The 14,435-nt window shown below is 54.9% G+C and carries 11 protein-coding genes; 1 reads left to right on the forward strand and 10 read right to left on the reverse strand.

From position 1 onward, the window contains the following. Positions 1–304: 304 nt before the first annotated feature. The 9 genes from menA to B6A39_RS10360 all read right to left on the reverse strand — a co-directional run bounded on the left by menA (position 305) and on the right by B6A39_RS10360 (position 12,336). Positions 305–1,201, reverse strand: a complete 897-nt coding sequence (gene menA, locus B6A39_RS10320) for a 1,4-dihydroxy-2-naphthoate octaprenyltransferase (protein WP_083005047.1) — start codon at positions 1,199–1,201, stop codon at positions 305–307. A gap of 401 nt (positions 1,202–1,602) precedes the next feature. Beyond that, positions 1,603–2,592: a GTP 3',8-cyclase MoaA gene (gene moaA, locus B6A39_RS10325; RefSeq protein ID WP_083005051.1), complete on the reverse strand. Its 990-nt coding sequence runs from the start codon at positions 2,590–2,592 to the stop codon at positions 1,603–1,605. 112 nt (positions 2,593–2,704) lie between these two features. After that, entirely contained in the window at positions 2,705–3,967 is a 1,263-nt protein-coding gene (locus B6A39_RS10330; RefSeq protein ID WP_083005053.1) for a molybdopterin molybdotransferase MoeA, read from the reverse strand. Next, entirely contained in the window at positions 3,964–4,542 is a 579-nt protein-coding gene (gene moaB / locus B6A39_RS10335; protein ID WP_083005056.1) for a molybdenum cofactor biosynthesis protein B, read from the reverse strand. The genes B6A39_RS10330 and moaB overlap by 4 nt, the downstream gene beginning before the upstream one ends. 30 nt (positions 4,543–4,572) lie before the next feature. After that, the gene (locus B6A39_RS10340; protein WP_083005059.1) at positions 4,573–5,394 is read right to left on the reverse strand and encodes a peptidylprolyl isomerase; all 822 of its coding nucleotides are present in this window, start codon (positions 5,392–5,394) and stop codon (positions 4,573–4,575) included. 44 nt (positions 5,395–5,438) lie between these two features. Then, on the reverse strand, positions 5,439–6,131 hold the full coding sequence (gene narI, locus B6A39_RS10345; RefSeq protein WP_083005062.1) for a respiratory nitrate reductase subunit gamma: 693 nt from the start codon (positions 6,129–6,131) through the stop codon (positions 5,439–5,441). 13 nt (positions 6,132–6,144) lie between these two features. Continuing rightward, positions 6,145–6,957 (reverse strand): nitrate reductase molybdenum cofactor assembly chaperone, encoded by an 813-nt coding sequence (gene narJ / locus B6A39_RS10350; RefSeq protein WP_083005065.1) that lies wholly within the window; start codon positions 6,955–6,957, stop codon positions 6,145–6,147. Continuing rightward, positions 6,950–8,512 (reverse strand): nitrate reductase subunit beta, encoded by a 1,563-nt coding sequence (gene narH / locus B6A39_RS10355; protein ID WP_083005068.1) that lies wholly within the window; start codon positions 8,510–8,512, stop codon positions 6,950–6,952. The genes narJ and narH overlap by 8 nt, the downstream gene beginning before the upstream one ends. Continuing rightward, a complete protein-coding gene (locus B6A39_RS10360; protein WP_083005071.1) occupies positions 8,509–12,336 on the reverse strand; it encodes a nitrate reductase subunit alpha in 3,828 nt (1,275 codons plus the stop codon). The genes narH and B6A39_RS10360 overlap by 4 nt, the downstream gene beginning before the upstream one ends. A 311-nt stretch (positions 12,337–12,647) precedes the next feature. Here B6A39_RS10360 and B6A39_RS10365 point away from each other — a divergent pair, with 311 nt between their 5' ends. Next, entirely contained in the window at positions 12,648–13,094 is a 447-nt protein-coding gene (locus B6A39_RS10365) for an Rrf2 family transcriptional regulator (RefSeq protein ID WP_009724656.1), read from the forward strand. A gap of 6 nt (positions 13,095–13,100) precedes the next feature. On the opposite strand, the gene B6A39_RS10370 is transcribed toward B6A39_RS10365, so the two are convergent. Continuing rightward, complete coding sequence (locus tag B6A39_RS10370; RefSeq protein WP_083005089.1) at positions 13,101–14,312, reverse strand: NnrS family protein; 1,212 nt, start codon at positions 14,310–14,312, stop codon at positions 13,101–13,103. Between the last annotated feature and the right edge of the window lie 123 nt (positions 14,313–14,435).

Consider the following 14,435-nt stretch of genomic DNA (forward strand, 5'->3'; position numbering starts at 1 on the left):
GGATTGCCCAATTAAAAGAACACTGTTGATCAGCTTAACCTTATCGATAGTAAAACAGGCTGACGAGGGCTTGAGAATAACGAGCCTGCCACATTAACCAGTAAAGCTTAACAACATCACACGCACACGATTACTAAGCCAATTATTCGCAGGCGGCAAGAACCCAAGCGCGATGACAATGCTCACTGGAAACTTACTACCTGCGGCTTCTTTAACCCGCCCCTTTCCCTCTTCTTTGCAGTGAATAAAAACGCACTGAAAGAAAACAGGACAGCAGCAATTATTGATCCACATGTGTTGTTGCTTACGCAAAACGTAAAATCAACCAGACGGCTATCGCTAAAGAATAGAGCGCTGCCTTTCCCAGTACAGGATTGAGTGCCGCCCCATCTCGCTGCCAAAACACTACATTTAATCCTACGCCTATCAAGCCCAGGCAGCCCCATACTGCCCAGCGCCAAACGTCTGTTGTTAAAGGCAGTGAGACTATCCAAGGGGCGAGCGTTAAGAAACTAAATAGCCATCGGTTAGCTCGTGGTCCGAGACGCACTGCTAGTGTCCGTTTACCGGCCCGCGCATCAGTAAAACGGTCACGAAGATTATTAACGACCAAAATGGCAGCCACGGGTAGTCCCATTAGCAATGCGCTGATGATGGCTCTTTCATTTACTGGACTTTGTTGGGCCAGCAGGCTACCCAACACGGCCACTGGGCCAAAAAACAGCCAGACTGCCACTTCTCCTAATCCCAGATTGGCATAGGGCCTTCTACCACCGCTGTAACCCAGCACACCAAGCAACGCTAGCCCGCCAAACACCCACAATAACCAATGCCCAAAGGTGGCCAGCCATACGCCAGTTACTAAGGCAATTCCTAGCATTAGCAGCAGTCCTATCCGCAGCTCACTAACTCCTAACAAGCCAGACTGAAGTGCACGTGCTGGCCCTAAACGATCGTGCTGATCGACGCCCGAAAGCCCATCAAAAAGATCATTGGCCAAATTAACCGCAAGCTGTAGCGCTAATGCACTAACTAAGCATAAGCACGCGGTGAGCCAGGAGAAATGGCTTGGCAGGACTAACGCCTGCCCTAGCAAAATGGGGCCTAACGCTGCAGGCAAAGTACGCGGACGAAGTGCTTGAATCCAGATAGCCAGTTTGTTGCTGGAAAACTCATCTTGAAATGGCTTAGTACGCGTCATTAATTGTCTTCTTTTGGTTATTGATCATTCCTGGGGCATAGCAGCGATTCTAAACTCGTCCTATTCAATTAATCTAACAAATGTAATGCTTCGCTTCCCGTTATGACAAATGAATTTTAGCGCATAAAAAAGCTCAAAATTAAAGAAAAATTAGAGCAATTTTTTTATGCGAAGAAGACAGAGTTAACAACGGGACACGACAAAGCATCCTTTCGCAGAACCACTGCAAAAATGGATGAAATCAAGAGGAAATTTATGCCAACTTAAGGAAGGTCGATTCATAGGCTATCTTAAAATCCTCTTCACCGAAGCTCCTCATCTTAAAAATATACTTAGATCACTTCTTAGACTCTATCAAGCAGATACAGTTTGAAGTGAAAACTGCTTTCGGCAATGCTGCACTAACCGCCAGTTGCATTCATGAACCGCAAAACCTGAACCTCACCATCGGTCGTAAAGTAATGGCGCTCTGGCTTTTTCTTCATTGCCGCCACAATGCTGGCTTTAAGCCGCTGGATATCACCTGGATAACGCCGCATTACAGCGCGTAAATCCACCGAGTGCTCATTGCCCAAACAAAGCAGTAGCCGTCCTTCCGCCGTCACTCGAACACGATTACAAGCAGCACAAAAATTGTGGCTATGGGGAGAGATAAAGCCAATGCGTGACTGGCTGTCTACCATACGATAATAACGGGATGGCCCTAGGGTGCTCTCGGTGGTGGGTAGGAGTTGATAATGGTTTTCTATGGTCTCGCGTACCGCATCAGTGGAAAGAAAGGTTTCACCACGGTTATGCTCGCTGATAGCGCCCAGGGGCATCTCCTCGATAAAGCTGATATCGACTTGTTCATCCCGGGCAAAGTTTACCAAGTCGATAATTTCGTCGTCATTACGCCCCTTAAGCAATACAGCGTTGAGCTTAATCGACTGAAAACCAGCGCGGCGTGCGGCACGGATACCCGCGATCACTTGGTTTAAGTCACCTGTTCGGGTTAATGCTTTAAAACGCTCGGGCTTGAGCGAGTCAAGGCTAATATTGAGCCGATGTAGCCCGCCTTGGCGCAAAGCATCGGCATGTTTGACCAGCCCTGAGCCATTGGTGCTCATAGCTAGCTCGCGCAGGCCCTCCAATTCACCGAGTTTTTGCACTAGCGTTAGCACGCCCTGGCTTACCAGCGGCTCACCGCCAGTTAGACGGATTTTTTCCACGCCCAGCTCGACGAATGCCTGCGAAAGGGTGGCTATTTCCTCAAGGGTCAGCAATTGGGCTCGAGGCAGGAAAGTCATCTCCTCGGCCATGCAATATACACAGCGAAAATCACAACGATCAGTTACCGATATACGCAGGTAACGCACCGTACGGCCAAATCCATCGACCAAGACGCTCATAGTGAGGGCTCCTCTACTTGAGAACTAACCAGCTGTATGTGTGGCTTGTGATCTGAAGACATACCCTCTCCTATAAACTACCAAGGTCAGTGGCCACGGCTGGAAAAGTGATTCAAGCGGCGAACTGATTGATGGGGTAGTAGTGATACGCCTCCCCTTCTGCCACATCGGTTTCGGCGTTAATCATTAAATAACCATCAGCTTGGCTAGCCGCACCAAGCATATGCGAGCCCTGCCCACCTGCTAACTGCGCCACGGGACTCCCCTGTGACCAATCCAACACTACCCGTAATAGCTCGCAGCGCCCTTTGGGCCCACGCTGAGAGAAGCCCGCTATTACTGGAAAACACTGTAGCGCAGCTAAGTGCCGACCCTGCATAGCATGAATAAACGGCAGCGCCAGCAGTTGCCAGCCCACCAGCGAGGCCACAGGATTACCCGGCAGTGCCATTAACGGTGTGCAAGTGGAAGGCTCAGCACCTAGATAGCCGAATGCAAAGGGCTTTCCGGGTTTCATCGCAACACCATGAAAATGTAGCCCACCGCGCTGCTCGATCACCGGACGAACGTGATCCTCCTCGCCTACCGAAACACCACCGGTGCATATCACCACATCTGCAATGGTTTGTGCGTGCTCAAAGGCCCGGTGCAATGACTGTGGCGAATCAGCGATGACGCCCAGATCCAGTACATCGCACTGCGCTTGTGCGAGCAGTACGTTAAGCATGGCGCGATTGCTGTCGTATACCTGTCCCGGAGATCGCACCGTGCCTGGGGCAATCAGCTCATCGCCGGTTGAGAGCAATGCCACCCTTAGGCGCCGCTTGACGGCAACGATATTGATCCCGTGGCTTGCCAGAAGCGCAATCGACGCTGCATCAAGAAACTTACCCGCAGCGAGTAGCGGGGTTCCCATGCTGATCTCCTCGCCTTGACGGCGAATATTAGCGCCTAGCACCAAGCTACCCTCAAGATGTATATGCCCGCGCTTATCAAGGGTTACCCGCTCTTGAGGCACCACAATATCCGCCCCTATGGGTACCGGCGCGCCGGTGAAAATACGCGCGCAGCCCCCTTCGGGTAGCAGCATGACACCTGCGCCAGCTGGCACGCGTTGAAGAATGGGCAGGCCTGCACCGCGAGGTGCCGCTTGGTAATCAGCCAGACACAGCGCGTAACCATCCATAGCGCTATTGTCCACACCTGGCATATCAAGAGATGCAACCACCGTTTCTGCCAGCACTCGCCCCGCCGACTGGTCAAGGGAGACGTTTTCTACGGCATTAATCGGCGTGGCTGCGCCAATAACTCGTTGGCGGGCATCAAATAAATTTAACAAGCCGGGCGTGACTATTTCTGCGCAGTGACAGTTCATAAGCGCTCCGAAACATGCGACGTCTTTTCTACTTGACGACCACTACAAGCAGGAGCAGAAGGCAACACCATTGCTACAAAGTTGCAGGGCCGAGTGCGGGAGTCCAACTGCAATGAGATGATTTTTTCCCACGCCAATTCACATGCTTTGGGCGAACCGGGCATCGCAAACAACAAAGTCTGGTTGGCAACCCCGGCCACCGCCCGAGATTGAATAGTCGACGTGCCAATCGTTTGCAGAGAGTAGTAGCGAAACAGCTCGCCATACCCCTCAATTGCTTTGTCAAAAAGAGGAACTAACGCCTCAGGTGTGGTATCGCGAGCAGTGAAGCCCGTACCGCCATTCACCAGGATCGTCTGAATTTCGTTACGCGCAATCCATTCCGAAACCACAGCACGAACCTGATAAATATCATCAGGCACGATGCGCCGCTCCATTAAGTTATGGCCGCTTTCAATAAGATGCGCGGCGAGTAAGTCACCACTGCCATCCTCATCGAATCCACGCGTATCGGAAACGGTTAACACCGCGATGCCAAGCGGAGTGAAAAGTGCATCTACGGGAACATGGGACATCAAGCCTCTCCTATTAGCGTTTCTATTGCTCTATTGCAGCAAGCTGCCGCCAGCATCGTCATCCAGCACAATCCCTTCAACGCCTATTTCGCTCTCTAACATCAGCAAATAGTGACGCAGCGCACGTCGAGTTGCCTGCTCCCGTAGGCTATGGCGAACTCGGTCGATAACCTGATCGAAAGGTAACGTCCGGCCTTCTTTTCGTTCGTCAATACTGACCACATGCCAGCCATAGCGAGACGCCAAGGGGCGCTCATGGAGACCTGCGGGCAGGTGCTGCAAAGCGCGATCCAACTCTGGAACGGTTTGCCCCGACACTAGCCAACCCAAATCACCATCCAGCTCTTTTGAAGGGCACACGGAGTGGTGTTGAGCAAATTCGGCAAACCGTTCGGGTATCTCATTAAGCTGTTCGAGTAGCTTCTCACCAAGCTGGTAAGCGTCGTCGCGACCCTGGGAGTCATCGGGTGCAGCCGCGAGCAGGATATGCCGAACGCGTAACTGCACCGGCTCACTGAAGCGCTCTCGGTGGGTGTCAAAAAAGCGCTGGCAATCTGCTTCCCCCGGTTCCGGCACCTCAAGCTCCTGTTCCAGCAAGGCAGCAATCGTCGCATCTTCCTGCGCTTCGCTAACGTCCTGTGCCGATAGTAGGCCCAGGACGCTAGCACGCTGGCGAAGCAGCTCTCGGACCACCAGCGCACGGGCCGCCTGAAGCTGAGCCTCCCCCGCTGTTTCGGCGGGGTGATACTGCATCTCTAACGCAATCGTTGCTTCATCAATAGGGGTGTCGCCGACACGTACCGGAGGCGCAGCGACGCCCCCAGGTAGCTGTTCGATATCAATCATCTGCATGTTATTTCTCCTCTATATAAAACTGAGCGTGCGGAGAGCTGTTCTCAGCCGCGGCGGCGGACAAGCTGATAGCGCCGGGTTACATAGCCAAACGGCGCGCTCCACACATGCACCAAGCGGGTAAAAGGGAACAACAGGATGATGGTTAAGCCGATAAAGATATGCAGTTTGTAGATCCACGACACTTCCTGCATGTAGTCCGCTGCGCCGCCGCTGAAGAAGACTATCGACTGTGCCCAGCTGGAGAGGGTTAGCATCATTTCACCGTCCATATGGCCTAGCGAGAAGATGATGGTCACCATGCCAAGGCCCGCCTGCAAAACGATCAACCCCAGGATCAGGGTATCCATCAAGCTGGAAGATTGACGCACGCGTGGATTAAAGATGCGCCGATATAGCAGCATGGCACCGCCCACCAGGCACATGACACCGGCAATACCGCCCACCACGATAGCCACTAGCTGTTTAGTACCGGCGTGCAGAAACGGCGCGTAAACCCAGTGCGGTGTGAGCATGCCTACCAGATGGCCGAAGAAAATCACGATAATACCGATATGAAACAGGTTGCTGCCCAGGCGCATATTCTTTGAAGAGAGCATCTGGCTAGAACCGGTCTTCCAGGTGTACTGACCATGATCGAAGCGGAGCAGGCTGCCAAGCAGGAACACCGTGCCAGCGAGATAGGGGTAGTAACCGTAGATCAGATGGGTTAAATAATGCGCAATCGCGTCATACATGGTGATTCTCCTATTAACGATCGGCGGAAGGAGCGGAAGAGGCATTTAAAGACGGGGCAGGCATAATGCGTACCGGCTGGCTCTGAACGGTGTGTTTGCGCTCAGCCAGTCGGCGACCTTCAGCAGACTGCAGCGCACAATCCTCATCAGAGGTCGCTGAGAAACGCACCGCTTCTTCTTCCCATACAGCGTCTAATGCTTCGGGGGTGTTGTCCGGCGCTTCTTTTTTGACCTGGGGCCGATGCTCCTCGACATCTCCCTCGGCGCCGATTAATGCCAATAGTGACAGCGGTACCAGCGCGTGATCCGCTCCCCGCTCCTCCAGCCGTGCCGTCAGCAACGCCAGGATATGGCGTATTTCGCCCAGCCAGCGGCCAATCTCGGCGTCGTCGCACATTGAAAGGTATTCAAGAAATACCGGTAGATGATCGGGCAGTTCACGGGCATCCAGCTCGAAACCGGCCGCGCTGTACTCGGCCATAAGATCCACCATGGCCTGGCCACGGTCACGTGATTCACCGTGTACGTGTTCGAATAACAGCAGCGACGTAGCCCGCCCCTTATCGAACATGGCGACGTACTCGGCCTGCAGCTCAAGCAGGTCGCCCTCTTGGAGACGCTGACACCACTCCATTAGTGACGACTTGAGAGCCGCCCCCAGGCGGCGCTCGGCATTGAGAATTTCGATGAGTTCGCCGCAGGCATCCTGCAGTTCCTGGGTCGGGTAATCGAGCAGGCGGGCCAGTACGCGTAGGCTACGCATACCCTGTAGCGGCTCGAACGACGGCTCTACCGGGGTCGGCGATTGGGTAGCGGCTTCAGTCATGACGAGACTCCTCAAGTTGTGGCTGCGGATCGAAGACCTCTACCGGTTTCACCAACACGCTGGTCTGCTTACGGCCATTAAACAGGTTGGGCTGGCTCTCACCGTGGCAACCATCACCAAAGGTAAAGCCGCATCCTCCCCGTTCCGGGAAGGCTTCGGTGGCCATTTCCCGATGGCTGGTGGGGATCACAAACCGATCCTCGTAGTTGGCAATGGCCAGGTAGCGGTACATCTCCTCTACTTGGGCGACGCTCAGCCCCACGGCATCGAGCACGTCGGCGTTGGGGGCACCCTCTACGTGCTTGCCGCGCATGTAGACACGCATCGCCATTAAGCGCTTGAGTGCCAACACCACGGGCTCCTCTTCACCGGCAGTCAACAGGTTAGCCAGGTACTTCACCGGGATACGCAGTGATTCAATCTTCGGCAGGATGCCGTCAAACTCGACATGCCCCGCCTCAGCGGCGGACTGAATCGGCGACAGCGGCGGCACGTACCACACCATCGGCAGCGTGCGGTATTCCGGGTGCAGTGGCAGCGCCAACCCCCAGTCGATAGCCATCTTGTAAACCGGTGAGGCCTGGGCGGCTTTGATGACGTTATCCTGAATGCCATCCCGCTTGGCCTGGGCAATCACTTCCGGATCGTTGGGATCTAGGAAAATCTCGCACTGGCGGTGGTAGAGGTCACGCTCATCCGGGGAGCTTGCCACTTCCTCGATGCGATCAGCGTCATACAGCAGCACGCCGAGATAGCGAATGCGGCCCACACAGGTCTCGGAGCAGATGGTCGGCTGACCGGCCTCGATACGCGGGTAGCAGAAGATGCACTTCTCGGACTTACCGCTTTTCCAGTTGTAGTAGATCTTCTTGTAGGGGCAGCCGGAGATACACATCCGCCAGCCACGGCACTTGTCCTGGTCGATTAGAACGATGCCATCCTCTTCCCGCTTGTAGATTGCACCGCTCGGGCAGGAGGCGACGCAGGTGGGGTTCAAGCAGTGCTCGCACAGGCGCGGCAGATACATCATGAAGGTGTTTTCGAACTGGCCGTAAATATCTGCCTGCACCTTTTCGAAGTTGGCGTCTTTGCGCCGCTTGGCAAACTCGGTGCCGAGAATCTCTTCCCAGTTCGGACCCCATTCGATCTTTTTCATACGCTGACCGGAAATCAGCGAGCGCGGACGCGCCACCGGCTGGTGCTCACCGATCTTGGCGGTATGCAGGTGTTGGTAGTCGAACGCGAACGGCTCATAGTAGTCATCCATTTCAGGCAGGTCGGGGTTGGCGAAGATATTCGCCAGCACCCGCCATTTGCCACCAATACGCGGTTCAATCCGACCGTCGTTACGGCGCATCCAGCCGCCCTTCCACTTGGCCTGGTTCTCCCACTCTTTGGGATAGCCGATACCGGGCTTCGTCTCGACATTGTTGAACCAGGCGTACTCCATACCTTCGCGACTGGTCCAGACATTTTTGCAGGTCACCGAACAGGTGTGGCAACCGATACACTTATCAAGGTTGAGAACCATGCCTACCTGGGAACGAATCTTCATTTCACGGCCTCCTGAGCACTGTTCTTGAGAGCACTGTTCTTAAGAGCCACGTTCTCCTGAACACTGTCATTGCCTTCACCATCCAGCCAGTCAACGTGTTTCATCTTGCGCACTAACACGAACTCATCGCGGTTTGAGCCGACGGTGCCGTAGTAATTAAAACTGTAAGAGAGCTGCGCGTAGCCGCCGATCATATGGGTTGGCTTGGGGCAGACACGGGTGACCGAGTTGTGAATACCGCCCCGCGTACCGGTGACCTCAGAGCCAGGGACGTTCACGTTGCGCTCCTGGGCGTGGTACATCATCACCATGCCCGCTTTGACCCGCTGGCTGACCACTGCCCGCGCGGCAATCGAGCCGTTGGCGTTGTAGACCTCGATCCAGTCGTTGTCCTCGATATCGATCTCAGCCGCGTCTACCTCGGAGAGCCACACCACCGGGCCGCCTCGGTTAAGCGTCAACATCAGCAGGTTGTCCGAGTAAGTGGAGTGAATGCCCCACTTCTGGTGCGGCGTGAGGAAGTTCAGCGCCTTGCTCTTGAAGCCGTTGTCGGCGGGAAGCTGGAAGCCTTTGGCCGCCTTGGTATCGATGGGTGGGCGATAGACCAGCAGGCTTTCACCGAAAGCGCGCATCCAGGCATGATCCTGATAGAACTGCTGACGACCACTCACGGTGCGCCATGGAATCAGCTCGTGAACGTTGGTGTAACCGGCGTTATAGGAAACATGCTCATCCTCAAGGCCAGACCAGGTCGGGCTGGAGATAATCTTGCGCGGCTGGGCGACAACATCGCGAAAGCGAATTTTTTCATCAAACTTGGGCCTCGCCAGGTGGGTGTGATCACGCCCGGTAATCTTGGAAAGCGCATCCCACGCTTTTACTGCCACGGCGCCATTGGTTTCCGGTGCCAGGGTCAGAATCATCTCGGCGGCATCGATAGCGCTGTCAATTAACGGGCGGCCTTTATGTGGGCCATCCAGCTTGCGATGGTTAAGTTTGCCCAGCAGCTCGACTTCCGCATCGGTATTCCAAGCGATGCCCTTGCCGCCGTTACCGATGCTTTCCAGAAGTGGCCCTACAGAGGTGAAGCGCTCATAGGTTTCGGGATAGTTGCGCTTGACTTCAATCAGCGATGGCATGGTCTTGCCGGGAATTGGCGCGCATTCGCCCTTCTTCCAATCCATCACCGCCGGCTGGGCCAACTCTCCTGGCGAGTCGTGCTGCATCGGCAGCGTGACCAGGTCGGTCTCTTCGCCCAGGTGGCCTACACACACCTTGGAGAATGCTTTGGCAATGCCCTTGTAAATATCCCAGTCGCTGCGCGATTCCCAGGCTGGGTCGGTGGCGGCAGTCAAGGGGTGAATAAAGGGGTGCATGTCAGAAGTGTTAAGGTCGTCCTTCTCATACCAGGTCGCCGTAGGCAGCACGATATCCGAGTAGAGGCAGGTGGTGGACATGCGGAAATCCAGCGTCACCAGCAGGTCGAGCTTGCCTTCCGGCGCCTCGTCACGCCATACGACTTCTTCGGGCTTCTGGCCGCCGAAGTCGCCCAGATCTTTACCCTGAATACCGTGGCGAGTACCCAGCAGGTACTTGAGCATGTACTCATGGCCCTTACCGGAACTACCCAGCAGGTTGGAGCGCCAGATGAACATATTGCGCGGGAAGTTCTCTGGCGCATCCGGGTCTTCCGCGGCAAAGCGCAGCTCACCGCTCTTAAGCTGCGCAACGGCATAGTCGGCTGTCGACATAACCGCGGCTTCGGCTTTTTTCGCTAGGCGTAGCGGGTTAGTGTCCAGCTGTGGTGCTGACGGCAGCCAGCCCATGCGCTCAGCACGCACGTTAAAGTCGATCAGGCTACCGGGGTAATCCTCGGCCTTGGCCAACGGCGAAAGAATTTCTTTAATCTCAAGCTTCTCGTAGCGCCACTGGGAGGAGTGACTATAGAAGAAGGAAGTAGAGTTCATGTGGCGCGGCGGGCGCTGCCAGTCGAGGCCAAAGGCCAACGGCGTCCAGCCAGTCTGCGGGCGCAGTTTTTCCTGACCTACATAGTGAGCCCAGCCGCCGCCGCTCTGGCCGATACAACCACACATGACCAGCATGTTAATCAGACCGCGGTAGTTCATGTCCATGTGGTACCAGTGGTTCATACCGGCACCAACGATGATCATGCTACGGCCGTTGGTTTTATGGGCATTGTCAGCGAACTCTCGAGCAATGCGGGTGCACTGCTCTGCTGGGACACCGGTGATTTTCTCCTGCCACGCGGGGGTATAGGGGCGGATCTGATCAAACGAGGTCGCGCCATCATCTTCGCCGTCGCCGACAAAGCCACGGTCGATACCGTAGTTGGCACACATCAGATCAAAAACGGTGACCGCCAGCATGTCGCTGCCATCGGCTCTCTTAAGCCGTTTGGCGGGCAAATTGTGGAACAGTAGGTCATCGGCGGCGCCAACACCGGCCCCTTTGACGTGTTCAAAGTGCTCGTGCTCGATGCCACCGAAGTAAGGGAACGCCACGCGCGCGACGCTATCGTGGTGGTTGGCCAAACTTAGTAACGGCTTGATTTCAGTGCCTGCGGCGTCCAGCGACTCCAGATTCCACTTGCCCACTTCATCACCGGTTTCGCCCCAGCGGAAACCGATGGAGCCGCGCGGCACCACCAACTGGTCACGGGTTTCGTCCCAGGCAACGGTTTTCCACTCGGGATTGTTTTCCTGGCCCAGGGCAGCATCAAAATCACTGGCACGCAGCTGGCGACCCGGTGCGAAGCTGCCATCTTCACGCACTTCCAGTTCCACCAGGAACGGCATGTCGGTATAGCGGCGCACATAGTCGGTGAAATAGGCGCTGGGGTTCTCAAGGTGGAATTCCTTGAGGATCACGTGCCCCATGGCCATCGCCAGGGCGGCATCGGTGCCCTGCTTGGCGGAAAGCCACTCGTCGGTCAGCTTGGAGACTTCGGCATAGTCCGGGGTGATCGAAACCGTCTTGGTGCCCTTGTAGCGCACTTCGGTAAAGAAGTGGGCATCCGGGGTACGCGTCTGGGGCACGTTGGAGCCCCAAGCGATAATGTAGCCGGCGTTGTACCAATCAGCGGACTCGGGAACGTCAGTCTGCTCGCCCCAGGTCATCGGTGACGCCGGCGGCAAGTCACAATACCAGTCGTAGAAGCTCATGCAGACGCCACCAATCAGCGACAGGTAGCGGCTACCTGCGGCGTAGCTGACCATCGACATGGCAGGAATCGGCGAGAAGCCAATGATCCGGTCGGGGCCATACTGCTTGGCGGTGTAAACGTTAGAGGCCGCGACCAGCTCGTTGAGCTCGTCCCAGTTACCGCGCACGAAGCCGCCCATGCCGCGAGCACGCTTGTACTGTTTGGTCTTGGCGGGGTCTTCGACAATAGACGCCCAGGCATCTACCGGGTCTGGGTTAGCCTTGAGCGCTTCACGCCATAGCGCCAGCAGCGGCTTGCGAACCAACGGGTACTTGAGGCGGTTGGCACTGTACAAATACCAGGAGTAGCTAGCACCACGTGGGCAACCACGCGGTTCATGGTTGGGCAGGTCTGGGCGGGTACGGGGGTAGTCAGTCTGCTGGGTTTCCCAGGTAACTAAACCGTTTTTAACGTAGATTTTCCAGCTGCAGGAGCCAGTGCAGTTCACTCCGTGGGTGCTACGGACAACTTTGTCGTGTTGCCACCGGGCACGGTAACTATCTTCCCACTGGCGGGATTCACTGCGTAATTCGCCATGCTCATTAGCAAAGGGCTCGCGGGACTTACGGAAGAAATTCAGCCGATCTATGAAGTGACTCATGGTCGATCTCCAGGCTCCTCGGAAATTTGCGTACCCGCTAGGCGGGCTCCATGGAGTGGATTCTGCGTGATCGACAAGGGAATTACTGCGTGATTACCTCCATATACACCCTATCTACCCCCAAGGTGATAGAGCGGCCAACGTAAAGGAATAGACGATTGGCGCTGTTGAAATTACACCGTGCTTGAATGCTAGCTGTAGCGGAGCGGAATATGCTCACAGGCCTTCAACTACGTTTACATTGCAACTCACTGAACATTCATACAACATGCTTTTTATAGTTGGATTACTCTCGGAGCAAAACGCACTCCATGCACCTCACCCGATTCACTGATTATTCGATACGCGTATTGATCTTTCTTGCTACCAAGGGAGAGGAGCGCTCTACCATTCACGAGATTGCCGAGACGTTTAATATCTCACGCAATCATTTGATGAAAATTGTTCAAGAGCTAAGTCAAAAGAACTACGTTACCGCCATTCGTGGCAAGAATGGCGGCTTACTGCTGACGCGGGACCCCGCCACCATTGGGTTAGGGGAGCTAGTACGCGAGATGGAGCATGACATGGCGTTAGTGGAGTGCTTTCATAGCGACAATGCCTGCATCATTACGCCTGCATGTCGCCTTCAACCGATTCTTAATGATGCACTGTCAGCATTTATAGGTGTGCTGGACCACTATACGTTGGCCGACCTACTAGGCAATCAACAATCTCAACTGGCGCAGCTTATGCGCATTCCTACCGTCAGCGCTTAGCACACACTAGCCATCCTGCCCATCGACTCGCGCCTGCATCAACGGCAACGTGTAGTGCATGAGGAATATTGCATAGGCCAAGCACCAGAAGATGATGCTCAGCGTGTAAGTCCAGTGGGTGATCTGGGGAAATAACACCAAAACGGGTGAGCGCATTAAGGCGGCCATTAGCATTAAGCCCAGTGCTACACCAATACCAGGCAATGTGCGTATGGGGCGGCCCGTATGACCTAGCGAAACCCTGGCCATCATGGCTAGCATCATGGTGCCCATGCCGCCAATGGTCAGAGCGTGCACGGCAAGTTCAACGCGCATCAGCCCCATAAGTGCCAAGCCCCACATGATTAGTCCTAGCGGAATGCAGGCATAGCTACCGTGGAGCCCCCAAAGTAAAGGTTCGCGCCAACTATGCACCCCACCCCAGCGCGCCATGCGAACACTATTAGCCAACGCCGCTAAGAACATCACCCCCGCCATTAATGAAGCAGGCATGGCAACTCCTTGTAAGACAACCAGCTGCAGCATGACTACGCCAGCCGTGCTAGCCAGCGTCACTCCTTCGAGTAAAGGAATAGGTTCAGGCTTGGTGCGGCTCAAACGATTGGCGGTAAACATGGCAATCACACGCCCGCCAATGACTGTCATCATCAGTGTAATTAACAGCACGGCTAAGTAGGCAGCTTGGCGGATCAGGTCGGCATCACCTTGCATGACTCCTAAGTGCATCGCCAGATTAGCAATGGCAAACAGCAACAGCACAGGTGCAAAGATCAAGTTGCGCCAACGCTTTGCGGTGATAACGAGACGCGCCATAACCACGGCAACTACTGGCAGAAATGCAAGGTCAACCGTCAGCAGCATCCACTCCGGCAGCCCCATGGGGAAAGCCATCAGCACCCTACCTAATAGCCATAGCACCACCAGACCCAGTAGCGGCCCTCCGTTTAAACTCGGCAATCCTGTCCAGTTACGCACAGCGGTTAGTAAAAACCCCGCTACCACCGCCGCGGCAAAGCCAAACAACATTTCATGCTGATGCCAGAACACCAGACCGCTATAAGGTCGCAGCAAAATAGTGCCGTGCCAGAAGGCCAACCACACCAAGAGGGACACCACACTAAACAGCGCGGCCAGCAGAAAGAAAGGCCTGAACGCCAGGCGCATTAAGGGTAAATGCTCAAGCTTAGAAGCAGGCTGGGATGAGGTGGTCGTTGGCATGGCGTAATCCCGACTAATTTACTTGGAAATATGAGTGTGCGCCTAGACATCAACAAAGACCATGACATGCATCAAAAATACATCTTATAGCTAGCTTTTGTAGACCCATATCATTAAGATGCA

The organism is Halomonas sp. GT (assembly GCF_002082565.1).
GTDB lineage: Bacteria > Pseudomonadota > Gammaproteobacteria > Pseudomonadales > Halomonadaceae > Vreelandella.

Bases quoted from the DNA above. Each gene is read 5' to 3' on its own strand.
- B6A39_RS10370 (WP_083005089.1), bottom strand. From the start codon at position 14,312: ATGCCAACGACCACCTCATCCCAGCCTGCTTCTAAGCTTGAGCATTTA.
- B6A39_RS10360 (WP_083005071.1), bottom strand. From the start codon at position 12,336: ATGAGTCACTTCATAGATCGGCTGAATTTCTTCCGTAAGTCCCGCGAG.
- B6A39_RS10365 (WP_009724656.1), top strand. From the start codon at position 12,648: ATGCACCTCACCCGATTCACTGATTATTCGATACGCGTATTGATCTTT.
- narI (WP_083005062.1), bottom strand. From the start codon at position 6,131: ATGTATGACGCGATTGCGCATTATTTAACCCATCTGATCTACGGTTAC.
- moaB (WP_083005056.1), bottom strand. From the start codon at position 4,542: ATGTCCCATGTTCCCGTAGATGCACTTTTCACTCCGCTTGGCATCGCG.
- narH (WP_083005068.1), bottom strand. From the start codon at position 8,512: ATGAAGATTCGTTCCCAGGTAGGCATGGTTCTCAACCTTGATAAGTGT.
- moaA (WP_083005051.1), bottom strand. From the start codon at position 2,592: ATGAGCGTCTTGGTCGATGGATTTGGCCGTACGGTGCGTTACCTGCGT.
- B6A39_RS10330 (WP_083005053.1), bottom strand. From the start codon at position 3,967: ATGAACTGTCACTGCGCAGAAATAGTCACGCCCGGCTTGTTAAATTTA.
- menA (WP_083005047.1), bottom strand. From the start codon at position 1,201: ATGACGCGTACTAAGCCATTTCAAGATGAGTTTTCCAGCAACAAACTG.
- narJ (WP_083005065.1), bottom strand. From the start codon at position 6,957: ATGACTGAAGCCGCTACCCAATCGCCGACCCCGGTAGAGCCGTCGTTC.
- B6A39_RS10340 (WP_083005059.1), bottom strand. From the start codon at position 5,394: ATGCAGATGATTGATATCGAACAGCTACCTGGGGGCGTCGCTGCGCCT.